Origin of the sequence: Paenibacillus sp. BJ-4, assembly GCF_020404765.1 — a bacterium.
Classification (GTDB): Bacteria; Bacillota; Bacilli; order Paenibacillales; family Paenibacillaceae; genus Paenibacillus.
This window is the reverse complement of the sequence record NZ_JAIVEM010000030.1, coordinates 15,467-39,733: the sequence shown is the minus strand read 5'-3', so window position 1 is coordinate 39,733 and position 24,267 is coordinate 15,467. Positions and strand designations below refer to the sequence as shown.

General features: G+C 47.4%; 20 protein-coding genes and 1 pseudogene. 15 read left to right on the top strand and 6 right to left on the bottom strand.

Annotation, left to right across the window (positions count from 1 at the left end; translation table 11 throughout):
• Nucleotides 1-36 precede the first annotated feature (36 nt).
• From LCF57_RS07045 to LCF57_RS07025, 5 genes are all read left to right on the top strand, one after another.
• A complete protein-coding gene (locus tag LCF57_RS07045; RefSeq protein WP_226000072.1) occupies nt 37-633 on the top strand; it encodes a DUF1349 domain-containing protein in 597 nt (198 codons plus the stop codon).
• Between the two features lie 220 nt (nt 634-853).
• Complete coding sequence (locus LCF57_RS07040) at nt 854-1,690, top strand: Cof-type HAD-IIB family hydrolase (RefSeq protein WP_318840634.1); 837 nt, start codon at nt 854-856, stop codon at nt 1,688-1,690.
• A gap of 130 nt (nt 1,691-1,820) precedes the next feature.
• Nucleotides 1,821-2,423 (top strand): DUF1349 domain-containing protein, encoded by a 603-nt coding sequence (locus LCF57_RS07035; protein WP_226000070.1) that lies wholly within the window; start codon nt 1,821-1,823, stop codon nt 2,421-2,423.
• Nucleotides 2,424-2,701: 278 nt separating this feature from the next.
• Entirely contained in the window at nt 2,702-3,715 is a 1,014-nt protein-coding gene (locus LCF57_RS07030; RefSeq protein WP_226000069.1) for a cation diffusion facilitator family transporter, read from the top strand.
• 243 nt (nt 3,716-3,958) lie between these two features.
• The gene (locus LCF57_RS07025; protein ID WP_226000068.1) at nt 3,959-4,750 is read left to right on the top strand and encodes a class I SAM-dependent methyltransferase; all 792 of its coding nucleotides are present in this window, start codon (nt 3,959-3,961) and stop codon (nt 4,748-4,750) included.
• Nucleotides 4,751-4,909: 159 nt separating this feature from the next.
• On the opposite strand, the gene LCF57_RS07020 is transcribed toward LCF57_RS07025, so the two are convergent.
• Nucleotides 4,910-5,521, bottom strand: a complete 612-nt coding sequence (locus LCF57_RS07020; protein ID WP_226000067.1) for a TetR/AcrR family transcriptional regulator C-terminal domain-containing protein — start codon at nt 5,519-5,521, stop codon at nt 4,910-4,912.
• A gap of 244 nt (nt 5,522-5,765) precedes the next feature.
• Here LCF57_RS07020 and LCF57_RS07015 point away from each other — a divergent pair, with 244 nt between their 5' ends.
• The gene (locus LCF57_RS07015) at nt 5,766-6,740 is read left to right on the top strand and encodes a nitronate monooxygenase (protein WP_226000066.1); all 975 of its coding nucleotides are present in this window, start codon (nt 5,766-5,768) and stop codon (nt 6,738-6,740) included.
• Nucleotides 6,741-7,081: 341 nt separating this feature from the next.
• On the opposite strand, the gene LCF57_RS07010 is transcribed toward LCF57_RS07015, so the two are convergent.
• The 4 genes from LCF57_RS07010 to LCF57_RS06995 form a co-directional block, all read right to left on the bottom strand.
• On the bottom strand, nt 7,082-7,864 hold the full coding sequence (locus LCF57_RS07010; protein WP_226000065.1) for an HAD family hydrolase: 783 nt from the start codon (nt 7,862-7,864) through the stop codon (nt 7,082-7,084).
• Between the two features lie 29 nt (nt 7,865-7,893).
• Nucleotides 7,894-8,943 (bottom strand): zinc-dependent alcohol dehydrogenase, encoded by a 1,050-nt coding sequence (locus tag LCF57_RS07005; protein WP_025717630.1) that lies wholly within the window; start codon nt 8,941-8,943, stop codon nt 7,894-7,896.
• Between the two features lie 33 nt (nt 8,944-8,976).
• Nucleotides 8,977-10,215, bottom strand: a complete 1,239-nt coding sequence (locus tag LCF57_RS07000) for an aspartate aminotransferase family protein (protein WP_226000064.1) — start codon at nt 10,213-10,215, stop codon at nt 8,977-8,979.
• Nucleotides 10,216-10,386: 171 nt separating this feature from the next.
• Nucleotides 10,387-11,595, bottom strand: a complete 1,209-nt coding sequence (locus LCF57_RS06995; protein ID WP_226000063.1) for an MFS transporter — start codon at nt 11,593-11,595, stop codon at nt 10,387-10,389.
• 323 nt (nt 11,596-11,918) lie between these two features.
• On the opposite strand from LCF57_RS06995, the gene LCF57_RS06990 reads away from it, so the two are divergent.
• From LCF57_RS06990 to LCF57_RS06960, 7 genes and pseudogenes are all read left to right on the top strand, one after another.
• The gene (locus LCF57_RS06990) at nt 11,919-12,824 is read left to right on the top strand and encodes a helix-turn-helix domain-containing protein (RefSeq protein WP_226000062.1); all 906 of its coding nucleotides are present in this window, start codon (nt 11,919-11,921) and stop codon (nt 12,822-12,824) included.
• 122 nt (nt 12,825-12,946) lie between these two features.
• On the top strand, nt 12,947-14,011 hold the full coding sequence (locus tag LCF57_RS06985) for a Gfo/Idh/MocA family protein (RefSeq protein WP_226000061.1): 1,065 nt from the start codon (nt 12,947-12,949) through the stop codon (nt 14,009-14,011).
• A gap of 332 nt (nt 14,012-14,343) precedes the next feature.
• Nucleotides 14,344-15,933 carry an alpha-amylase family glycosyl hydrolase gene (locus LCF57_RS06980; RefSeq protein WP_226000060.1) on the top strand — a complete coding sequence of 530 codons (1,590 nt, stop codon included), beginning with the start codon at nt 14,344-14,346 and terminating at the stop codon, nt 15,931-15,933.
• Nucleotides 15,934-16,243: 310 nt separating this feature from the next.
• Nucleotides 16,244-17,299, top strand: coding sequence for a LacI family DNA-binding transcriptional regulator (locus LCF57_RS06975; RefSeq protein WP_264083520.1), 1,056 nt, complete (start codon nt 16,244-16,246; stop codon nt 17,297-17,299).
• A 56-nt stretch (nt 17,300-17,355) separates the two neighbouring features.
• Nucleotides 17,356-18,528 (top strand): Gfo/Idh/MocA family protein, encoded by a 1,173-nt coding sequence (locus tag LCF57_RS06970; RefSeq protein WP_226000058.1) that lies wholly within the window; start codon nt 17,356-17,358, stop codon nt 18,526-18,528.
• Nucleotides 18,529-18,564: 36 nt separating this feature from the next.
• Nucleotides 18,565-19,292, top strand: a pseudogene (locus LCF57_RS06965) (ThuA domain-containing protein).
• A gap of 74 nt (nt 19,293-19,366) precedes the next feature.
• Nucleotides 19,367-20,473: a Gfo/Idh/MocA family protein gene (locus LCF57_RS06960; protein WP_226000056.1), complete on the top strand. Its 1,107-nt coding sequence runs from the start codon at nt 19,367-19,369 to the stop codon at nt 20,471-20,473.
• 212 nt (nt 20,474-20,685) lie between these two features.
• On the opposite strand, the gene LCF57_RS06955 is transcribed toward LCF57_RS06960, so the two are convergent.
• Complete coding sequence (locus LCF57_RS06955) at nt 20,686-22,290, bottom strand: PucR family transcriptional regulator (RefSeq protein WP_226000055.1); 1,605 nt, start codon at nt 22,288-22,290, stop codon at nt 20,686-20,688.
• Nucleotides 22,291-22,559: 269 nt separating this feature from the next.
• On the opposite strand from LCF57_RS06955, the gene LCF57_RS06950 reads away from it, so the two are divergent.
• Entirely contained in the window at nt 22,560-23,357 is a 798-nt protein-coding gene (locus LCF57_RS06950) for an ABC transporter ATP-binding protein (RefSeq protein WP_226000054.1), read from the top strand.
• 30 nt (nt 23,358-23,387) lie between these two features.
• Nucleotides 23,388-24,266: an ABC transporter permease gene (locus tag LCF57_RS06945; RefSeq protein ID WP_226000053.1), complete on the top strand. Its 879-nt coding sequence runs from the start codon at nt 23,388-23,390 to the stop codon at nt 24,264-24,266.
• Nucleotide 24,267: the final 1 nt, after the last annotated feature.

The window sequence follows — 24,267 nt, the reverse complement described above, 5'->3', positions numbered from 1 at the left end:
TAGTAAGGTCTAGTTAATTCAAATGGAGGAGTGCATATGAGTGATAATTTGTTTCAGCCAAAAGTAAGAGAAAAATTGAGGTGGATGAACGAACCTGAGCACTGGGAGTACACCAAAGAGGATGGATTGATCATTGATGCACCGGCTAAAGTTGATTTTTTCAAGGATCCTGGTGGAAAACATGTAGCCGATTCGGCTCCTTTTCTACATCTCCAAGTTGATTCGTCATTTCAGCTTACGACACAGCTTCAGGTAGCCATGCATCATCTTTATGATTCAGGGTGCTTGATGTTGATGGCTGACGCGAACAATTGGGCTAAACTTTGTTATGAATTTAACGGCGATTACGCCACGATTGTATCTGTTGTAACCAAGAATGGCTCCTCTGATGATTGTAATTCTGAGCGTGTTGTGGTCGATAACCCACATTTGAGGATCACGAAGATTGGAAGGACTATTTCTTTTTACTATTCACCCGATGGTGAGGATTGGAAGTTAATCCGTTACTTTGGAATGGAACATTCAGCTGAGTTTATTGCGGGTGTAGTGGCCCAGTCACCGACGGGATCAGGTTGCAGTGTCAATTTTAAATATTTAAACTTAACACTTCCTGATGAGGATAGCAGGTTTTAAGCATATAAGAAGTCGCCATATCGGCGGCTTTTTTTGTTTTAACGATATAAGTTTATTCTCCAAACTTGAGGAAAGAGTTTCAATTCATCAAAAAAACTTGACATGTAATGCGTTACACAAATTACAGTGTAATTGTAGAACATAACAACAACCACCTCATTAATACATCATTTGTTGAAACAAGGGAGACAGCACACTAATGGATAGAGTTAATCAGTAAATTGTGTTTATCGATATAGACGGGACACTTGTTGGTGATGACGGCATGGTGCCTGAATCGGCACAGAAAGCCTGCAAAATAGCACGCGAGAATGGTCATCTGCTATATCTGTGCACAGGTCGTTCGAAAGCCGAAATCTATGACACCATTTGGGATATCGGATTTGATGGTCTCATAGGTGCAGGAGGGGGATATGTAGAATCCGGTGATGAGATTCTTTATCATAAAAAAGTCACACCTGAGGGTGTTCGGCACATGGTAGATTTCTTTAATACGCATGGGATCGACTTCTATCTGGAGTCCAATTCGGCACTCTATGCTAGCCAGAATTTAAGAACTCATCTGGAGAGACGGATCTATGGAGATGTTGAGAACGACCCTGTGGCCAGAGAAAAAATGGAGCGTTCCCCTCACCCATTTATTGTGGGCTTGACATATGGAGAGACGGATCTCTATAAAGACGATGTCAATAAGGTTTGCTTTCTGGAAAGTGCTGTACCCTTTGAACGTATTAAGGCTGAATTCCAGGGAAAATTTGAGGTCATCCAGTGCACCGTTCCGATTTTTGGTAAGGACAGCGGGGAAATGATGATTCCTGGCATTCACAAGGCAATTGCCATTGCTGATTTGCTAAATCATTTGAGTCTACCTCAGAAACAGACGATTGCCATTGGAGACGGAATGAACGATACCGAGATGCTCGAATATTGCGCTGTAGGCATTGCTATGGGCAATGCAAAACCGGGTTTGATGGAAATTGCAGATGATATTACAGACCACGTTGAGGAAGATGGACTATATAAAAGCTTTGTAAAATACGGTTTAATATCTGAATAATATCTGTTACCTCTTTGCAAGTGATGATTATGCACAATTGGGACATGGGCAGGCGCCTTTAATCCGTAATTGCTAGTGAATTATGATACAATCAAGATGTGGAAGGGAATGGAAAAGGAGGATTTGGCACGTGACCAAAAACATAACGAATTGGGAGACAGGCAAGTGGATTAACCAGCCTTTGTCAGTGCGGCAAGAGGGCAACCATCTAAAGGTTGTACCGGAAAAGGGAAGAGATTTTTGGAAAAAGACATTATACGGTTTTGAATTTGAAGATGGTGCTGCTCTGTTAGCTGATTGGGAAACGGACAACGCGGTGGAGGTGTCATTTCTGCTGACATCCTTTACAGAGCTTTATGATCAAGCAGGTATTTTATTATATCACGGACCAGAGCAGTGGATTAAAGCAGGAGTTGAAATCAATGATGGAGTTCCTCAGCTGTCTGCAGTGGTAACGGACGGTTATTCCGACTGGTCTTTGACTGCTGTACCGGAATGGAAGGGGGAAGAGGTTACCATTCGCGCCTCCATTATGAAAGATGCCGTGATTATTCGGGCACGCACGGAGCACCACGGATGGAGAACCATTCGTGTAGCCCGTTTCCCGTATACTTCCGGTAATCAAGCAGGTCCCTTTACTTGTTCGCCGACCCGAGACGGCCTGGAAGTTACTTTTACCCGCTGGGCTTTCACTGAAGCGGATCAGGATTTGCATGTGAACCCTCTAGTGTAAGTAGTGGGTTGATTACCTTGGTTGTTAATGAAAGGATTAATTAAACGCATATGTTGTTCCGTGAAGCTTGAGGGTAAGTCCTCGAGCTTTTTTAGCAATTTCGGAATGTTCGTGTGTTAGCAGAAAAACAACTGTTAAGAGCCTGTAGGGACTACAGCTAGTATTTTGATATTATTCTTGCAGATTACACTCGGACTATTTATAATATATGAATAAGTGCTCATATATTAGTTTTAAATGTGTATTACCAAAATTTCATAAAGGAGAGGGGCATGTAGATGAATAAGAAGACTCACCCACACAACCATAATACGGTATGCAAACATGATTCCAACCAGCATCATCAACACAATCATTCTAAAGGCAGTAAGCATTCAGATGCTCACGGACATGGGCACTCCCATAGCCACGGGCATTCTCATGGACATGGAGCGAACAAAAATGCTTTGAAGTTATCATTCTTTCTAATTGCTGGTTATATGATCATTGAATTTATTGGTGGATTACTGACTAATAGCCTGGCGCTGTTATCTGATGCGGGGCATATGTTGAGTGATGCGGGTGCATTGGGGTTAAGTTATCTGGCGATGACCTGGGGACAACGGCAAGCGAGCAAGTCAAAGACGTTTGGCTACAGACGCTTTGAAGTACTGGCCGCTTTTATCAATGGCTTAGCGCTTGCCCTGATATCGATTTATATTTTCTGGGAAGCTTTCGAACGGCTTTCTGCCCCACCTGGAGTCATGACTTCAGGAATGCTGACAATTGCAGTGCTTGGCCTGCTCGTCAATGTAGCTGCTGCTTTTATCCTAATGAGAGGAGATACATCTGAAAATCTCAATATTCGCAGTGCTTTTTTACATGTAATAGGGGATTTGTTAGGCTCTGTAGGTGCGATTGTGGCTGCACTGTTGATTATGTTCTTTGGCTGGAATTTGGCTGATCCGATTGCCAGTATATTGGTGGCGATTCTGGTAATTATCAGTGCTTATCGGGTGACTCGGGACTCCATTCATATTTTGATGGAAGGTACGCCGCTGAATATGAACACAGATCAAATTAAGCAATCCCTGCTTGATCTTGAGCATGTTGTTGAAGTACACGATCTTCATGTATGGGCGTTATCATCGGATGTTCCGTTGCTGAGTTGCCATATTATCATTCAAGATCAGATCTACAGTAGCGTTGTGATGGAACAGGCACAGAGGTTGTTGAATGAACAATACGAGATCAAGCATATTACAATACAGATTGATAGACCGGGATTCCAGTGTCATATTGAACATCATTAACAAAAAAGTCAAACAGCTTCTTCGAAAGGCTTCTTGACAGCACGGTAGTATAATAGTTTTCATGGATACATTAGATCTGTAATACATTTCCGTAAATAAGTCCGTAGCTTTAGAATGCTTGAGCTTACGGATCAAGCTGCATGGTCCTTGTGCTTGCAAAGGACCATGCCAAGCTTTGGTTATTTGTAGATAACATGTATCTGCAAAGTCTTTATAATATTTGTGTAAAAGGAGACTGAAACTATGTGCAGCAAACCCTCTACCAATCACTGGAATACGGGAACGAATGATGATAGGCTGCATTTAGTAGCCGGCCTGGGACCCGGGCTCTTGTCCTTACTGCAGCCCCGAGCCGGAGAACGAATCCTGGATGTAGGCTGCGGGAATGGGGACTTGACCGCCGAGATTGCAGCCGCCGGAGCAATACCCACAGGTCTCGACCTGTCGGAGGAGATGGTGATGCGGGCTAAACAGAAGTACCCTTTTCTGAATGTCCAGGTGGAAGACGCTTGTCATTACCGGACAGATGTCCCCTTTGACGCTGTGTTCTCGAATGCAGTTTTGCACTGGATCAAGGATGCTGAAGCTGTCGCCCGCTCCATCTGGCTGGCCCTCCGGGAGGGTGGGCGATTCGTGGCCGAATTCGCGGGCAACGGCAATGTCGCCATGCTGACTACTGCCATGCAGCAGGCGCTGGAGGCGCATGGTTATGCATGGGCGGGACGGAATCCGTGGTATTTTCCCACCATTGGGGAATACGCCAGCCTGCTGGAGCAGACCGGCTTCCGTGTCACGTTGGCACAACACTTCGACAGACCCACTCCGCTCAAGGCAGATACTGGGCTCCGGGACTGGCTGGACAAGTTTGCTGATTATTTCTTCTCGGACGTCACCTCCGCCGACAAAGCATCCATCTATCGCGCCATTGAGGCAAAGGTTAAGCCACCACTTGACCAGGGAGGTCAATGGATGGCCGACACCCGTCGATTGCGCATCGTAGCCATCAAACAAACAGAGGTCACCGCTTTTACTTAATGATTGCGGTCCCATTCGCTTGCTGTGAACGGCCCTTAAGCCTGTGCGTACTCATTGCCCCTGCCGATTGAAGAAAGATGTACGCAGCAGGTTTCGGGTTGCCATCCATGTTGGTAGCGACATCGATGAAGGGTATCCTCTCTATATGTATTAGCCAGTTCATGTAACTTGAAAAAAGGTACGATGCATTCCAAATTTGATATTATCCATAATTATATTTGCCACATCTTTTGGAGTCATATTGGGTGAATATTCATACCACCATTTAACCGTTGTCATTGCAGATGATGCAAACAAGCGAGTTAATAGCTCCTGTTTTTCTGAAAGTTCCTTCCTCGTAATTTCTGTTCCATTGCTATTTTCACGAAGACATTCCCCGGTTCTCCTTTCAAATATACGTGCCATATCTTCATAGACATATAACTCCATATTTTTATTCCACAATATGAGGTACCAGTCTTTATGATCATACATAAATTGGAGTTGTTTTCTTAACGCCTCCAAAGATTCATTTAATTTATTATTTTCCAAATTAAAAGATGCAAGATTGATATTGTTTGAAAGTTCCTCTAAGGTCGATTTTATCAGTGATTCTCTTAGTTGATATTTATCCTCGTAATATTTGTAGAATGTAGAACGATTAATTCTCGCCGCAGTAGTAATATCTTTTACGGAAATAGATGAGAAGGTTTTTTGACTAATACATTTAGTAAACCCATGTTTTATATTTTCGAGTGTTTTCACAACACGTAAGTCTGTTATCTCATTCAATATTTGTCACACTCCAATTCATTCATTTAATTAGTATTCATTTATTTGAAAACAACAAAAGCTATTGGAGCTGTTGTTTAAGCAACATTCAGGGTAAAGCTTACTGATATTCTGGGTCTTTTTTCTTTATTATAATCTTAATATAAAAAGTATTTTGTTTAAAATGGTATCCACGTTGATCACAAGATACTGTCGACACTCTAACGCCAAAAAAGAAAACATAGTATGAAAAGGAGAATCTTTCATGTCAAACAATCGTTTATGTAAAGTTTTAGGGATTGAAAAACCAATTATTCAAGGACCTATGGCTTGGGTTTCAACAGCACCATTAGTTGCAGCGGTTTCTGAAAGTGGAGGTCTTGGTGTATTAGGAGTAGGATTTGCTCCATTAGATTTTATAAGGGACCAGATTATTGCTACAAGAAATATGACGAATAAACCCTTTGCAATCAATGTAATTATGACTTCTGAATTATTAGATCATGTAACAAAAGTTGCTTCAGAGGAAAAGCCACCAGTCATTTATGCAGATACGCTCGTGGGCCTTGATTTAGAGTTATCCCAAAAATACTTTTCTATATGGCATGAATTAGGAATAAAAGTAATCGTTAAAGCAAGTACAATTCAAGATGCCATTACTGCGGAGAAGGCTGGTGCAGATGCAGTTATTGTAAAAGGCTGGGAAGGTGGCGGACATACTACTTATGAAGCAACAACGGTTCTTGTTCCACAAGCAGCGAACTGCTTATCTGTACCAGTGATCGCCTCTGGTGGTATTGCAGATGGAAGAGGAATGGCAGCAGCTATCGCTCTTGGTGCTGATGGCATTGAAATGGGAACCATTTTTATGTGCGCAGAGGAAACAGTAGTACATGCAAATGTAAAAGATGCCATGTTAAAAGCTGGTGATATGGAGACTGTCATAACAGGATATTCTACTGATGAGCCATGCAGACAATTGAAGAACAAGCTTTCGGAGGAAATGACTGAAATTGAAAACAAATATAGCAAAAGAGAGGCCGCAGTAAAACTAAAAGAAGTTGCTGAAAGTTCTTTAAAAAAGGCAATGCTGGAGGGCGACGTTGAAGAGAAGGGCGCTGTTATGGTGGGGCAAATAGTACCACTAATAACTGAGATTAAGAGTGTAAAAGATATCATAAATGACGTATTAGAAGGCTACCATGAAACAATTTCTAAGATAACTAAGTTTGAAGTTTAATATTAAACATAAAGGGCATAAAGATAAAAATTATGAAGATTCCGAGTATAGGAGAGGGCCATAAATCTTTGAAATAGGAGGAGAATGATGATAAAACTATCGAAGAGATTGTGAATCATCTATATAACGTTGGTCGTATTTAGCGTGAAGTCGTGACCCAAGCCTTTTTCTAAGCTGAGGAATCAACTGAGGAACGTATTCGATTCAGTCAGACCAATTCGATGTAAAGCACGCCCCTTAGAGTACACACAGGGCAGGATAAATGATATTCTCCAGTGTGTATTCCAAGGGGCATTATTTATTGCCCTCAAACATATTAAAGATTGGACGATTCCATATGATTATAAAGGGGATATGCCATCTGGAACATTTCGACTCTTGTTTTTGGCAGGCAGCTGCTCCTCGAATGGCAGGCCCTCTTTAATCGCCCACAGGTCGTCATAGCTGAGAATTCGGCGATCGGCTCTGGACAGGTCCTGCTGGCCCGATCCCGGGTTATGGAAGCCGATACAGCGCATGCCCGCACTCTTGGCTGCCTGGACACCGTTCCGTGAATCCTCAATAACGATGCAATGGGCCGGGGCAATGCCAAGCTGCTCGGCGGCATGTAGGAAAATATCCGGGGCCGGCTTACCCTGCGACACTTCTTCTCCAGTGATTCGAATATTGAAGTAACGGCCAAGCCCTGTCTTTTCTATGATGAGATCAATCAGTACCCGCGGAGAGGAAGAGGCCACCGCGACCGGAATCCCATTCTCCTGCAGCCAGTCCAGCCACCGCTCCAGTCCGTCGATCGCCACAAGGCCTTCGTGTGCAATCATCGTCTGCATCACATTTTTCCGGTGATAGGACAGCACCTCTTCCACTGAATTGGTGAGACAATGTCTGTCCAGTACTTGACGCCACATGGATTCGAGTGTCACTCCGACATAGGTGTGGTGCTCTTCTTCCGTCATGGGCGCACCGAAATGGGCAAAGGAACTGCGCTCGATCTCAAAATATATCGGTTCGCTGTCTACCAGCACCCCGTCCATGTCGAAAATGACCGCCTTGATCGGAACGGATGCTGATGGGCTTCTTACGGATTCGTTATTCGGCTGTGCATCATGATGAATGGTTGTCATGTCCAATATCCCCCTTGTTAGTACCCGGATTAGTTACCGGAGCCGTTCGATTGCAGCACAACCTTGATCGCCTGTGAAGAAGGTTGAAGTGTCCGCTCGTTGATATTGCATCCGAGGGTTAAAAAGGCCTCCTGGTAGTCTTCCAGCGGATAGGAGTGGGTAATGATTTTTTTGGCAGGAACGATTTGCTGCTCAATCAGGTAATGAGCAGTGGAGAACGTGCCCAGGGAGTCAATCGAACCGATGATTTTAAGGCTGCGGTCAACTACCTCCTTCGGATTAAACGAGCTTGTCCCGTCTCTTAGTCCCACCAGCATCAGATATCCGCCGCTCGTAAGGCGGGATAGTACCTGGGTGCCAACTACGCCTGTGGTATCTACAATCATATCTACCTGATTCTTTAGCGGTGCCAGCTCATGAATGGCTGACTCCAGTGTGGCGTGCACGGACCACCGCTCGGGGGCAACGGAATCTGCTATGGCGAGCCGCTCCTTCGAGATGTCAACGAGGCAGCCAGTTACGCCTTTGGAAGCAAGAGCATAACTGTACAGAATCCCAATCGGTCCTGCGCCCAAAATGACGGTTGTAAAGTTTGGCAGCAGGTGAATCTGGTTGATTCCGGTTAGCATGCAGCTCAGCGGTTCGGTCAGTGTCGCTTCTTCGTAGCTGATATGATCCTTCAGCTTGTAGAGAAACCGATCCTCGGTCACATAATAATCAGTGAACGTGCCGTCGGCGCTAACTCCAGTCTCCGTTACGGATTTATGTGTACAATGGTTCTGTCTTCCTGTCCGGCACATATCGCATTGACCGCAGTAGTACGTCGGATCAATCACCACCCGGTCCCCAGGCTTCATTGAACTGACGGCTGATCCTACAGCGATCACTTCCCCCGCTGATTCGTGGCCCAGGATAGTGGATGGCACGGCATGATATTTGCCGCTGATGATGCCTAGATCCGTACCGCATACACCTGTCGCCCGAATCCGGACGAGAACATGGTTATCCTTGGTAATTTCCGGGACGGGTCTTTCCTCAAGAGCCACATCCCAAGCTGATTTGTATACCAGTGCAAGCATGAATAGTCCTCCTTTTGCCTGTTCGGCAGATAGTTAGTGAAGGGTGGCCAGAACGGCGTCAAGTCGCTTGACAATTTCGACAATCTCGTCTTCCGTAGCCGTGAGAGAAGGTCTAACTTTGACCACATTGCCGTAACCGTAACGGGAACCTCTGAGAATCAGCTGTTGTTCTGCAAAAGCTCGGTCGATAATCCCATTACTCTTGACTGCATCCGGGGCATCATCCTCATCTACAATTTCCAATCCCCACATCAGTCCGACGCCGCGAGCCTCCCCGATGCAATCATGCTTGTCGGCCAGCTTTGTCAGTAGGGTCCCGAGCAGGCTTCCTTTCGAGCGGACGTCTTCCAGAAAACCGGGCTCGGATACAACCTCTAGCGTGGATTTGGCTGCCGTGACTGAGATCAGATTGCTGCCCGAGGTGAATGAGTGCTCGTGTTTCTCCAGAACATTGAGACGAGACTGCATCAGTACTGCTGCAACCGGAACACCGATGCCGCCCAGACCCTTAGCAAGGGTAATGATATCCGGCTGGATATCAAACAGCTCGCTTGCGAACATGTAGCCTGTCCGCCCAATCCCTGTCTGCACCTCGTCAGCGATCAGAATCAGTCCGTACTCGTTGCACAGCTGACGGAGGCGCTTGAAATATCCTTCAGGCGGGATGATATTGCCTCCGTTGCCCAGGATGGGTTCAATAATCATGCAGGCCACAGAGCCTGAGCTTGCATATTCAATGGCATCCGATATGGCTTCGACGCATTGATAGCCACATTTGTCAGGTGAAGAATTAAACGGGCAGCGATAGCAGTAGGGAGCAGGCACATGCAGGGAATTTGCTGCAGACGAGTTGGGAAATTTCCTCCGCCGGAAGGCGTTACCGGATATGCCTGTTGCGAACTGGGTCTGCCCATGATGAGAAAGATACAGGCTGATTATATCCAATGCTCCGGTATATTTTTGGGCCAGCTTCACAGCGCATTCGTTCGCCGTGGAGCCGGTAATATCTCTCATCCATCCCGCGTCGATGCCGTTCGGCGTATACTGGATCAGATGATCCAGGACTTCCTCGACGTAAGGCTCGGTAAAGGATGAGGACATATGGGCAAGATTGGCGACTTGTTCCTGTACTTTGGTAACGACATGAGGGTGATTATAACCGAGCGACAGATTGAAGGTGCCGGATACACCATCCAAATACTCCTTACCTGAATCGTCAATCAGAGTAATGCCCTTTCCGTATCTGAAGCGTTCTTTGGTTAAGGTTTGCACAATACTTTCCCTCCATATCAGATATACATTTCTCATTAAGTACATCTTTATAAAGTACAGCCCCTGTTGCAGCGAAACGCGGCAGACATCACCTCCCCCAATAATAAAGCGATCTCAGCCTTTGTAGCAGTATGACGAGGCAGGCCTCACCTCCTCCAAGATAAAGTGATCTCATCCTTCCTTGCCCTGATGGCCAAGGGAGCCAACTACCCGGCTGCTCCTGCCATTCCACAGATGTGAAAGAATAACCGCCAGCAGCAGAATTAGACTAAAAGCCCCTAGAATCCAGAGGGTAACCGTCACCGGCCATTCGCTCATGCTCCAGCCTATTACATATTGAAGCACCGAGCCGCCAATTCCGCCCGAAGCAATCAGAATGCTGGTCGTTCGTTCGGTCATTCCGGGAATCAGCACGTTCGCATAGACAAGCGCGATACAGAAGAGACCGGACATGAATAACCCTGCACCGAAAATCAGAAGGTATGTAGCCCACTGGTTGGTTACAAACACCATGGCAACTAAAAAGCAGAAAGTTCCGATTACGCTCCACAGCAGGAAAGGAATATATCCTGATGACTCTGCAATCCTTCCTGAGAACATGCGGCCGATGATCATCGCAATCCAGAGCATGCTGACACCCAGCGAGGCTACGGATTCCCGAAGCTGCAGCGTCTCGATCAGAATAGAAGGCAGGAAGTTCATGAGCCCTAGTTCAAGACCCATATATACAAAGAAGAATACAATGAAGATGCCCAGCAACAGACGATGCTGTCCCGAGTACCGGGCTTGTTCGACAGAACGTTCAGAGGTTTGGAGATCTGCTTGGGTAAGATGGGAAGAGGAGGAAGCAGGCATAGTAAGCCAGAACAGCGCTATGATAAGCGTCAGAAGGGAGATGGTGTAGAAGGTCAGATACCACATTCCAAGCCAGATATACAGGCTTACTATTGCCGGAATGAGCAGTGCACCAAGTGCAAAATAGACATCCAGCTTGGACATGGCTACGGCTTTCTGCTCCTCGGTGAACTCAATCGTGAACGCTCCGATAGACGATTCAATGATACCTGAGCCGAAGCCAACCCAGATGGTCATCACGATGGCCCAGGTCCATGAGGGCAGTAGACCGAGGATGGCACAAGCTACTAAGATACTGACCAAAGCAATGGAAAGCATCGACTTGCGACCGATATGCAGAGCCATCAAAGGGGATAGGAGAACGCCGACAAGAAATCCGAAAAACTGCAGAAACAACAGTAATCCGCCATCACTGTACCCCCGTCCATAGTGAGGCAGCAGAACCGGCAGTAATGCTCCTAGAAACACGCTGGTGACGCCGATTAACAGATAGAAAGCACAACTTAAAGCGAATAGTCTCTTCAAGGCCTGTCCCTCCATAGCGTTATAATTAATGAATGCTGTTTCCTTACTAGATTATACCATTAATATGGGAATGTATATATTTATTTATATAAAAAATGTAAAAAAATAATCATGATCTTACGGATACTCGTTTGTTCCATATCTGCTTCTTTTCTACTCGATTTAGTAACAATTGTTTTTGCTTGATAGTAACTGTAACTATTGTGATAGAAAAAAGAATGTTAAACGCTTACAATTAAAAGGGAAGAGGATTTTTTTAAAATAATTATTGATAGTTATGTGTGCGTTTTTTTTGAATTTTACAACAAAAGGAGTCTACCAAAATGAATTTGTATTTAGAAATCCCGGAGCTTGATAGACATTTTCCTTTCCGGAGTTTTATTAATAAAGGCGACGTGCTATGTGATCCTCATTGGCATAAAGAAATTGAAATTATTTATGTCACTCAGGGAACCTTGGATCTGGGAATTAACGATATTTCGATACGTATGAAACAAGGTGAAGTACAATTTATAAATGGTGGTGATGTTCATTATTTCTTGGCTTCTCCTGACAGCGAACGGGTGGTTATTCAATTTGATTTGAGCTTTTTTCAAGAGGTATCCACATTAAGGGATCAGAAGCGCTCACTTAGATCTATATTTACGGAGATGGAACAATCAAGCTGGAGATGGTCAAAAGAAACAGCAGCTAAAATGCTTCCGCTGATTCAAAGCATTTATGATGAGAATGTCCACCGCCGAGAAGGTTATGCCTATATGATCAAAGCCAAACTGTTTGAGATGTTGACTCTTATTTTGCGGGAAGTGCCGAGAAGCATGACAAGACTTCCCGAAATCTCTGAAAGAACCATAACACAATCCAAGGACATGCTTTATAAACTGGAACGTATTTTTGAATATGTGGAATGCCATTTTCATGAAACTATTACGCTGAGGAATGTAGCTGAATATATGGGTTTCAGTCCCCATTATTTCGCCAGACTGTTTAAGAAGAATACAGGGATGACCTTTGTATCATTTTTGAATGAATACAGACTGAATAAGGCCAAATGGATTTTGCTGAATGAAAATAATCCGATCACCGAGGTCGCAGAGGCTGCAGGTTTCAGCAGTGTGAAGACATTTCATCATATCTTTAAGGAGGCAACAGGCACATCACCATTGAAATACCGCAGGACAATATTCGGGAATAAAACGGCAAGAAATGAGGAAGAAAGCTTTTCATGAGATTTGTATGATAGAGCTATCCAACGAAGTGAAGGGAGAGCTACGATGACATAATCAAAGCTTTGCGGATTTATGGGCAACTGCTTGATGTCTGGTGAGCTTAAATCAGGAGTGAAAGGAAAATGAAAATGGACAATCGGATATATAATGTAGTCATTATCGGTTATGGAGGCATGGGAAGCTACCATGTTCAATTGATCGAACCTATTCAGCAACTTGCCATTGGCGGTGTATATGATATTGTCGATTACCGTATGGAACTGGCTGCGGCTGCCGGCTATAAAACCTACGCCAGTCTGGACGCCGTTCTGACCGATCAGGCCGTGGATATTGTTTTGATAGCAACGCCTAATGACGTGCATAAAGAAATTGCAATCCAGGCACTGCAAGCCGGAAAACATGTCATCTGTGAAAAGCCGGTTACGATAACGAGCGCCGATTTCATGGATATTGTCGAGGTGGCGAAAAAAGAAAACCGCGTGTTTACGGTACATCAGAACCGCCGATGGGATGAAGACTTCCGGACTATCAAAGATATAATCAATAAGAAGACCGTGGGCGAGCTTTTCCATCTGGAATCACGGGTTCAGGGGGCTAATGGCATTCCAGGGGATTGGCGGCAACTAAAGGCCTATGGAGGAGGAATGTTGCTGGATTGGGGAGTGCATCTGTTGGACCAGCTGCTTCTGATTACAGATAGCCAAATAGAAAGCGTAGCTGCTACCTTAAGCTATATTTTGGGGACTGAAGTGGATGACGGCTTTACCAGCTTTATTGAGTTCAAGGACGGTCTGACAGCAGTCATTGAAGTGGGTACGACCAATTACGTAAAACTGCCGCGTTGGTATATTAAAGGAACCGAAGGTACCGCAGTGATCAGGGATTGGGACTTAAGTGGAGAAATCGTCACCCGAAATCCGGATGTTGCTCATGTGGAACCAAAACCGATTCGAGCAGGTCAAGGATTGACAAAAACGATGGCGCCACCGTCTGAGGAATCCACCCTTAAGTTCCCGATCGAGGAAATAGCTGCTGCAGCAGAAAGCTTTTATGAAAATTTTGTCTCCTCCATCGAAGGAAAAGCGGAGCTTGCGATCAAATGCGAAGAAGTGCACCGTGTGCTGGTACTGATTGAAACGATTTTTGAGGCGGCAGCAACCAAAAGCGTGATTCGAAGAACTATTTAAATCAGCTCTATTTTTCGTTCTGCCACAAGAGAGATATATAGGATCCTATATTTTGAGAGCCTGTGAAAAACATTGAATCCTAAAGTTTCTCATAGGTTCTCTTCAGGATTGCCTTTCGTTCTATAAGCGGGAGAGACAATACATACTTGTCCTTGAACTGCGGACACCTGTTAGGAAAGTGCTGAAGGAGCATGCCGCATTTTCGTTCGTTACAGGGATATAACAAAGAGATCGATATTTTCCACCAAAACAGATAATAACATCCTCCTTTTTTGGATTTTTTCTCTTTATAATGAAAACACATCCATAACAATTAAAGGAGTTGATATGTTTTGACACGCAACAAACGCTTAAGAAAATTGTCCACCTCTCTGTTGACGGTACCTATGCTCATGATGTTCGCTTCAGGTGCAATGGCCGAGCAGGAAAAGCCCCCCGTTTCTACTGGAGGCGGCGTGTTTTATGAAATTTATATTAATTCTTTTTATGATTCGAATGGAGACGGTCACGGTGATTTGAAAGGGATTACACAAAAGCTTGATTACCTAAACGACGGCAAACCACGTTCGAGCCAGGATCTGCAGGTCAACGGTCTCTGGCTTATGCCCCTCAATCCGTCTCCAAGCTACCATAAATACGATGTAACCGACTACTACCAAGTGGATCCTCAGTATGGAAATCTGAATGATTTCCGCACCTTGATGAAAGAAGCGCACCGAAAGGGCATCAAGCTAATCATGGACCTTGTTATCAATCATTCGAGCAGCGATCATCCTTGGTTCAAGGAGGCCAGCGCCAACCCGCAAAGCAAATATCGCGACTATTACGTATGGGCAGATAAGAACACAGATCTGGATGAAAAAGGCTCGTGGGGACAACAGGTATGTCATAAGAATCCGAATGGTGAAGGGTATTTCTACGGCACGTTCTGGTCGGGAATGCCGGATTTAAACTTCGACAATCCCGAGGTTCGCGAAGAAATGATCAAGGTCGGCAAGTATTGGCTGCAGCAGGGTGCAGACGGGTTCCGACTTGACGCAGCGATGCATATTTTTAAAGGACAGACAAAGGAGGGGGCTGATAAAAACATCGCCTGGTGGAATGAGTTCCGCTCCGAGATGGAGAAGGTAAATCCAGATGTATATCTGGCAGGGGAGGTATGGGACAAACCGGAGACGATAGCTCCTTACTACGGACCGCTTCACTCCCTCTTTAATTTTGACTTGGGCGGAACGATTTTGAATTCCATAAAAAATGGCCGGGATCAGGGGATTGCGACATTCACCGAGAAAACGCTGAAATTGTACAAATCGTACAATAAGGCGGCACTCGATGCTCCATTCCTGAGTAACCATGATCAGACCCGTGTGATGAGTGAACTGGGCGGGGATGTGCGAAAAGCCAAGCTGGCCGCTTCGATTCTTTTGACGTTGCCAGGGCAGCCGTTTCTTTATTACGGGGAAGAAATCGGGATGAAGGGTGAAAAGCCCGATGAGTACTTACGGGAGCCTATGCGCTGGTACAAGGGAGATGGCCCCGGCCAAACGACGTGGGAGAAACCCAAATACAACACAGGCGAAGTATCGGTTGAAGCGCAGCTGCGGGACGATGATTCCCTGCTGGAAAGCTACCGCACGCTCATCCGTCTGAGGGAAGAACATGAAGCTCTCCGCAGCGACAGTCTGGAACCGGTCCAAACAGGGTATGCCAGCGTAACCGCATTTAAACGCACTTCAGGCAAAGAAACATTATATGTATATCATAACCTGTCCGGAGAGCCGGTTACCCTGCAGATTAAAGATTCGGATAAGGGCAAGTGGAAGGTGGTCTTTTCTACCTCGAAGGATGTGAAGGTGAAGAAAGGAACAGTCATGATTCCAGCCTACAGCTCTCTGATTACCAAAGAAGATAGAAAGAGCTGAACATCAATTTGGGATAATGTCGTACTGTTTAAAGTAAATTTATATCCCTACTAAAAAAGACTAGCTAGTCCAAAAAGTGGCTTATCGTTACAAAGGAGAACACAAAAAAAGATATTCATACCCTGTATATCTTTTTTGCGTTCTCCTTTTTGTGTGCCCTAAAACAAGGAGAGATAAAAATGGGAAAAGAAACACGATCACGTTAAGGTCAAAAACATACAAAAAAAGAACGGGAAGATGGTCAACGAGTATCTTTAGGATTGACAGAGGGATGGCTGCATGAGAAAATGTACGCGCGTACATTAAATAACTGGAGGTGGGCAATATCGCATCGCGCAAGGAAGTAGCAGAGTTCGCCGGCGTGTCTGAAGCAACGGTTTCGCGGGTATTGAACGCGGCCGGTCCCATCAAGGAAGAGACACGGAGAAGGGTCCTGGACGCCGCCAATCAGCTTGGATATGTTCCCAGTGCGCTGGCCCGCAACTTTGCTCGAAGCAAGAGCGGTCATCTTGGTGTGGTTATGCCCTATGTACCGAAGGCGCACCTGTTCTCAGCCTATTTTTTCTCCGAGATGCTGAGTGGCATCGGAAGCAAGGCCAGGGACAGCGGGCACGATCTGCTACTATTGTTCCGGAAGCCAGGGGAAGGGATGGATTACAGCGGTCTTTTCCGCCAGCAAAAGGTCGATGCTTGTATCATCCTTGGAGCTAGGGATGACCACGATGAATTGGAAGCGCTTAAGAGACTTCAGGAAGAAGGTCGTCCGTTCTGCGTCATGAATCATCATTTTACAGGACAGTCGTTCTGTGAAGTGGATGCAGACCATGTGGAGGGAAGCCGGACGGCTGTTAGTCACCTCATTGAGCAGGGGTGCAAGCGGATTGCCTTTCTCAACGGGCCGGATATCTATTCCAACAGTACTGAACGATTGAAGGGGTACCGCACCGCGCTTCAGGAGGCCGGTGTTGAATATGATCACGAGCTGCTTCTGGAGGGCAATTACAGCCGTCGAAGCGGGCTCGAAGCGTCGGCTACAATCGCAGGCAGGCTGAATGATATTGATGCCGTATTTGCAGCGAACGACCGGATGGCAATCGGAGTGATGCAGGGTCTGCGCGAGCGCGGACTGGGAGTTGACCGGTTCCCGGCGTTCGTGGGCTATGACGATTCGGATGCCGCCGATATGTCCGTTCCGCCGCTGAGCAGTGTCCGCGTTCCCTTTTATGAGATGGGGGAGCTTGCGGCCTCAAAGCTTATACCGGATTCTCTGGACCGCATTCCAGCCCTGGACCGGACCGGGTGCGCCTCAATAAGAGAGCTTCTGTCCACGGAGCTGATTATCAGGGCGTCATCCGTTCGTCAATAACCGTATCGTCAACAATCCGTTGTGACTCAGCTCAGATCCATAAGGAGGATACCGACATGTCTAATCGTCTTCGTATCGGAATGGTTGGCTATAAATTTATGGGCAAGGCTCACAGCAACGCTTACCGCAGTCTGCCCATGTTCTTCCCAAGTGCCCCGCTACAGCCGGAGATGTCTGTCATCTGTGGGCGCAACGAACAGGGGGTTCAGGCGGCCGCCCGCCAGTTTGGCTGGATCGATAGTGTTAACGATTGGCGTGATCTTGTGAAACGTAATGATATTGATCTCATTGATATCAACGCCCCGAGTGATGTTCATAAGGAAATTGTCATTGAGGCTGCCCTCCATGGTAAGCATCTGTTCTGTGAGAAGCCGCTTGCACTCTCGCTGGCGGATTCCCGCGACATGCTGCAGGCAGCGGAGAAAGCGGGTGTCAGACATATGATCGGCTTTAATTACCGCTTCTCCCCGGCTGTCCAGCTGGCGAAGCAGCTAGTCGAGAGTGGTCGCCTAGGAAAAATCTATCATTTCCGTGCCTTTTTCCTTCAGGACTGGATCATGGACCCGTCCTTCCCGCTGGTCTGGCGATTGCAAAAGGAAGTGGCCGGTTCTGGCTCTCATGGTGATCTTGGCGCCCATCTGATTGATCTCGCCCGTTTCCTGGTCGGCGAGTTCCATGAAGTGATCGGCATGAGCGAGACGTTCATCAAACAGCGCCCGCTGGCTTTGGAGATGACCGGATTGAGCGCCAAGGGCAGCGCCGGGGCGAATGCGCCGATGGGGGAAGTAAAGGTCGATGATGCCACGCTGTTCCTGGCACGTTTCGCCGGAGGTGCGCTGGGCAGCTTCGAGGCCACACGGTTTGCGGCCGGACACCGGAGCACAAATTCATTCGAGATCAACGGTAGTCTTGGCAGTGTGCGGTTTGACTTTGAACGGATGAACGAACTGGAAGTGTATTTCACGCAGGATGAGGAGGGTGTTCAGGGCTTCCGCCGCGTACTCGCCACCGATCCGGCACATAAGTACTCCGAGGCCTGGTGGCCTGCGGGACATACGATCGGATTCGAGCATACCTTCACCCACGAGATGCTTGAGATGTTGAATGCCATCTCCGAAGGACGGCAACCTGTGCCGAACTTCCACGACGGGGTCGCATGCCAGGCCGTGCTTGAAGCAGTGGAACGATCCATAGCGGAACGCCGCTGGGTATCCATTGAAGAAATGTAAGATAACATCACATTCTGAAAGGTGAGTGGATTACAGATGAGCAAGGCACTGATTGTATGGGGCGGATGGGACGGACATGAGCCGGAGCAGGTGGCGGCCATTTTTGAACGGATTCTGAAGGAAGAGCAGTTCGAGGTGGAGATGTCGGATACCCTTAACGCCTATCAGAATACGGAGAAACTGCTTGGCCTGGATCTGATTGTTCCGTTGTGGACCATGGGACAGATTGAGCAGGAACTGGTCAATAATGTTTCGGCAGCGGTTCAGAGCGGCGTAGGCCTGGCAGGCTGCCATGGCGGCATGTGTGATGCCTTCCGGAACAATGTGGACTGGCAGTTCATGACAGGCGGGCAATGGGTTGCACATCCTGGCAATGACGGAGTGGAGTATATGGTGAACATGAAGCGCGGCTCCAGCCCGCTGCTGGACCATATTGAGGATTTTCAAGTCAAAAGCGAGCAGTACTATCTCCACATAGACCCGGCAGTTGAAGTGCTGGCAACCACACGCTTCCCGGTCGTACCGGGGCCACATTCGGCCAATGGGCCGGTGGATATTCCCGTTGTATGGACGAAGCGCTGGGGGAACGGTCGCGTTTTCTATAATTCGCTGGGACACCACGCGGATATCATAGATATGCCTCAAGTGAGGGAGATGATGCGTAGCGGGTTCCTGTGGGCTGCGGCAGGCAAACAAACCGCGGCTGCCCGGGGCAGCTCTCTGGCAAAGGCTTATACGGCATGGCAGACAGCCAGCAGCGGTAGCGCGGACAGGATGGTGTCGGATGCAGTAAGGGATGTGCATTACCCATTTTTCTGAAGATGAAGGGAGTCCAGGCATGAACAAAATGAAAGTGGGCATTATCGGTTGTGGTAAAATCAGCGGAATTTACATGGAAAATTGCCATCGCTTCAACATTCTGGAGTTGTCCGCAGTAGCGGATCTGGACCAGGGCCGAGCAGAGGAGCAGGCGGCAGCGTACAACGTTCCAAACGTATATTCGGTAGACGAGATTCTGGCTGATCCGGAGATCGAACTCATCATTAATTTGACCATTCCGGCTGTTCACGCCGACGTAAGCCTCAGAGCCCTTGAGGCAGGCAAGCATGTCTATGTGGAGAAGCCGCTTGCGGTCACCCGTGAACAGGGTCGGTCTGTCTTGGAGCTGGCCCGCCGCAAGGGACTACTTGTCGGCTGCGCACCGGAGACCTTCTTCGGCTCCGGCATACAGACGTCATTGAAGCTGATTGAGGACGGGATCATTGGCAGTCCGGTAGCCGCTACGGCCTTCATGATGAGCCGTGGACATGAACATTGGCATCCTGATCCTGAATTTTATTATGCTGTCGGCGGTGGCCCGATGTTTGATATGGGGCCATATTATTTGACGGCTTTGGTGCAATTGCTTGGTCCGATTGCCACCATTTCAGGCATGACAAGCAAGTCGATGGATCAGCGAACGATTACGAGCGAGAAAAAAAGAGGTCAGACCATTCCGGTCGACATTCCGACGCATGTGGCCGGATTGCTGCGCTTCGAGCAGGGGGCTGTCGGCACGCTGATTACCAGCTTTGACATCTTTGGTGGAAGCACTTTGCCACCGATCGAGGTATATGGTACTCATGGCACGCTGCAGGTGCCTGACCCGAACACGTTCGGAGGGCCGGTTCGCTACAGGCTGCTCGGCGAGCAGAAATGGACAGAGGCACCGCTGCTGCCGGGCTATCAGGAGAACACACGGGGCATCGGCGTTGCCGATATGGCCTACGCTGTCCGTAGCGGACGGCCTCATCGCGCCAGCGGTGAATTGGCCTACCATGTGCTGGAGGCGATGTGGGCGTTCCATGATTCCTCCGATGAGCAGACATTCTATCCGATGCAGAGCACATGCCTGCGCCCGGCGGCTTTGCCGGATAACCTGCCCTTGTATACGTTGGATGCGTAAAGTAGTGTCAGCCTGATACTGATCCGCGGCATCAAAACTTAAGACTGAAAGGGCTGTTCCAAAAGTCGTTTTTTGAATTTTTTACATCCCGCTTTGAATGTTCATTCCTAAGAAAAAGAAGACTCCAGCTCCGCTTTGACCATGGTTTTGGAGTCTTCTTAGTAGGGGACTTTGTTTCGATGTACAAGGAGTGCATTCGGGCTATTTTCAAATCAAGCCTGTCTGTCGGGCGGCATCAAGTGCCTAAACATAAGCCCCAGCTTTAACAGCAGCAGGTGGTCGGTATTCTTCAAATCCAGATTCAGCAGCCCCGAAATTTTCTCCAGCCTGTATAACACCGTGTTGCGATGGATAAACAGCTCACGCGCGGTTTCATTCACCTGGCCGTTGTTAACGAAATAGGTTTCAAGCGTGTGCATCATCTCGCCGGCGTATTCCTCGTCCTTGTCCAGCAATGGACGGAACAAATAAGAGCAGTACCTGCTCATAACCTCCTGCGGAATATGCTTGAAGAGATAAATGAATTCCAGGTCGATAAACATGACAACCGGTTCGCTTAAACCGAGCTCCGTGCTGATTCTCTCGGCCTCGGCGCACTCCCGGAAGCCGTCTATGAACTCCTCCATACCCATTCTGACTTTGCTGATAAAACATGTCCCTGCTCCTACTCCGTGGTCCCATGCATGCATCAAATCCGCATACAAACGTGCAGAATTCTCATACTGCCTGCGCTCCTTGGCCTCCTCTTCCGGTATGGGAAAGAGGGAATATACGCGGTTCATCACGTAGAAATGATGTGATTCCAAGGAGGCCGTCTTCGGATGGTCCTGTAGCTTATCCTGAATCTCCCTCAGTCTGCGGCGCTGACTCTCATGGTCCCATGCATCAGCTCTTGTGGAAGATACCATGCATACGTAGGGAGTGCTCCAAAATGTGCTTCCCAACGCTTCGGCAAATTCGAGCACCGTTTTTCGGGAGGCGTTTCCCTTCAAGTAACGTTCCATGGCCGTGCCAAGACGACTGCCTACCGCAGAAGCCTCCTGATTCCGGATGACCTCCAAATGATAGGAAAGAATAACGGCAGCCTGGTGAAAAATGCCCTCCATATCATGGGCTTCCAGCAGATTTTCGGTCTGAACAAGCAAGTAACCGTATGATTTTCCGTTTTTCAGCAGGGGGACCCGATACAACAGGTTGTTGGCCGCCTTATAAAACCGATTGTCCTGATGCCAGGGCCAGTCGCTCAACAGCTCCATTTCGGAACAGCGTGTCACGTTATACAAGGTCTGTCCCTCAGAGGTGACGATGGCTACAGGACGCCCCAAAATGCTTGTGATGCTTTGGAAATAATTGGTGTACTCATCCGCCTGCATGGCGAAATCAACCAGCTTCTTCTGCGTTTCAAGTAATTCATTCAGCCTGCGGGTATCGCGTTGGAACTCGGATTGGAAGAGAGCGGTGATCTGCTCGGAGAAGGTGAATTCAAAAGGGAGCTCAATTAGGGGGAAGCCCAACCGATCGGCTTCAACCAGGGCAATCTCTGGAATTTCCACCCAGTAACGGCCAAGCTTGATACCAAGCCCGGAGGCTCCCCGTTCATTCAGCTTTTGCAGCAGATTGACAAATTCCTCGGGTGAATCCCTGATCGCATAAGCTGTAGTCAGCAGCAGTTCCCCTTCTTTCATCCAGTTGATCACATCCGGCGCATCCATCAAATTGATAGAGCTGATCGTTCGGGAAATTCCTTTTTCACCGGCTGCCAACTTCCCTTCCGATAACGGATAGACCGTCAAGGCATCTTCTACAGTTAAATGCATATTAAATCACTCCCATGATGCGTATATGATTCAGGTCCCGGATATAGCGTGACTTTTAAGCAATTATATAGGCTTTCGTCGAATTTCTGCAATCCTTTTTGTTTCTTTAATGTTATATAAGTTAACACAAATTACTGATGATTCTGTTTTAAAACCAATAAGAAGCCCATCTTGTTAGATTAAAAGCTAAAAATGTGTAAGGAATATTTACATAAATATTTTTTAGCTTTATGATAGGACACAACTTCAAAGAGAAGAGGGGGATTCAGATGCAGCTTACCCAAAATCAACAGGTTGCGGCCGAAAAGGACAGCCGTTCCATGCTTGTTATCGATGATGTCGGCAAAATCTACCCCAATGGCACTGTAGCCGTGCAGCATGCGGATCTGCATGTGGGGGAAGGGGAATTTCTCTGTTTTGTCGGCCCTTCCGGTTGCGGTAAATCGACCATTTTTAATATGATTGCCGGTTTGACGGAACCGACCTCCGGTCATCTGACCGTGTTGGGCACCTCGCCGAAGGAAGCGCGCAAACAGAATGAGATTGCCTTTGTATTTCAGGAGCATACCCTGCTGCCATGGGCCAAGCTGATCGATAATGTCACCATGCCTCTTACTTTGCGCGGCGTATCCAGGAAGGAGCGTATTACCGAAGGGGAGCGGGTTCTTGAGCTGGTAGGCCTGAAGAATTATATGAAGGTGCTGCCCCGTGAGTTGTCAGGCGGAATGAAGATGAGAGTATCGATTGCACGAGCGTTGATATCCAGACCCAAGTTGCTGTTAATGGATGAACCGTTTGGCGCCCTTGATGAAATTACCAGGCAGACGCTGCAGGATGAACTGCTGAATATTTGGGAACAGGACAAAAAGATGTCGGTTCTGTTCATTACGCATAACGTGTTTGAAAGTGTGTTCCTATCGACAAAAGTAGTGGTGATGACGCCCCGTCCCGGTAAAATTTCGGATTTCATCGATATTCCGTTTGCTTATCCGAGGGATGATGAATTCCGGACCCGTCCTGAATTCGGTGAATATGTACGCAGCGTGTCCGCTGTGCTGAAGCATTGATAGCCAGAAATGAGAGGAGAGGGAAGGAAAATGGAAGAGATGGCAGCTAATCCAGCCGTTGAAACGGCAGCAGGTATCCGGGCCTCTGGGAAGGGAAATGCCCGCAGCAGTTATCCGGCAGGCGAGAATCAGGTCCTGGGCCTGCTGAAGAAAATTCTGCCGCCATTAGTCGTGTTTGTCCTGTTTATCGGCGGATGGGAGATGATCGTGCGGATGATCGGAATGCCTCCGTATATTTTGCCCAAGCCATCCGATATTGCGGCAGCCGCCGCCGAGAACAGCACGAATCTGATTACGTCGGTAAGCACAACCATTGTAGAGGCGTTGATCGGTTTTGCGATCAGTGTAGTGCTCGGTATTTCATTAGCCATTCTGCTGGCGCTATCCAAAACGGTGGAAAAAAGTGTATATCCGTACGCCATTATCCTGCAAACTATTCCGGTCGTAGCGGTAGCGCCAATCATTGTGATCTGGTTCGGAGCGGGAATTAATGCCATTGTGATCATCTCATTCCTAATCAGCTTTTTCCCGATTTTATCGAATACGCTGATCGGATTGAACTCAACGGATCAGAACATGAAAAATTTATTCTATTTGTATAATGCGAGCAAGCTGCAAACAATCTGGAAGCTGCGATTTCCGGCGGCACTCCCGTACATCATGGCAGGGCTGAAAATTTCATGCTCCAGTTCGGTTGTCGGAGCGATCGTGGGTGAATACATTGCAGGCATTGGTGGCGGACAGGGTGGACTCGGATACGGGATTACCGTTGCGGCAACCCGCCTGCAAACTCCTTACCTGTTCGCCTGCGGTTTAGCGGCATCGGCCTTGGGAATAGCATTTTTCCTGATCATCAACATGGTGTCGAACAAGCTTTTGAAGTCCTGGCATGAGTCGGCAATGAAATGAT

What these genes read in the sequence shown, in the direction of transcription:
- LCF57_RS06970 (WP_226000058.1), top strand. Translation starts at nt 17,356, where the DNA reads ATGTCTAATCGTCTTCGTATCGGAATGGTTGGCTATAAATTTATGGGC.
- LCF57_RS06960 (WP_226000056.1), top strand. Translation starts at nt 19,367, where the DNA reads ATGAACAAAATGAAAGTGGGCATTATCGGTTGTGGTAAAATCAGCGGA.
- LCF57_RS07015 (WP_226000066.1), top strand. Translation starts at nt 5,766, where the DNA reads ATGTCAAACAATCGTTTATGTAAAGTTTTAGGGATTGAAAAACCAATT.
- LCF57_RS07010 (WP_226000065.1), bottom strand. Translation starts at nt 7,864, where the DNA reads ATGACAACCATTCATCATGATGCACAGCCGAATAACGAATCCGTAAGA.
- LCF57_RS07005 (WP_025717630.1), bottom strand. Translation starts at nt 8,943, where the DNA reads ATGCTTGCACTGGTATACAAATCAGCTTGGGATGTGGCTCTTGAGGAA.
- LCF57_RS07030 (WP_226000069.1), top strand. Translation starts at nt 2,702, where the DNA reads ATGAATAAGAAGACTCACCCACACAACCATAATACGGTATGCAAACAT.
- LCF57_RS07025 (WP_226000068.1), top strand. Translation starts at nt 3,959, where the DNA reads ATGTGCAGCAAACCCTCTACCAATCACTGGAATACGGGAACGAATGAT.
- LCF57_RS06990 (WP_226000062.1), top strand. Translation starts at nt 11,919, where the DNA reads ATGAATTTGTATTTAGAAATCCCGGAGCTTGATAGACATTTTCCTTTC.
- LCF57_RS06950 (WP_226000054.1), top strand. Translation starts at nt 22,560, where the DNA reads ATGCAGCTTACCCAAAATCAACAGGTTGCGGCCGAAAAGGACAGCCGT.
- LCF57_RS06945 (WP_226000053.1), top strand. Translation starts at nt 23,388, where the DNA reads ATGGAAGAGATGGCAGCTAATCCAGCCGTTGAAACGGCAGCAGGTATC.
- LCF57_RS06955 (WP_226000055.1), bottom strand. Translation starts at nt 22,290, where the DNA reads ATGCATTTAACTGTAGAAGATGCCTTGACGGTCTATCCGTTATCGGAA.
- LCF57_RS07045 (WP_226000072.1), top strand. Translation starts at nt 37, where the DNA reads ATGAGTGATAATTTGTTTCAGCCAAAAGTAAGAGAAAAATTGAGGTGG.
- LCF57_RS06985 (WP_226000061.1), top strand. Translation starts at nt 12,947, where the DNA reads ATGAAAATGGACAATCGGATATATAATGTAGTCATTATCGGTTATGGA.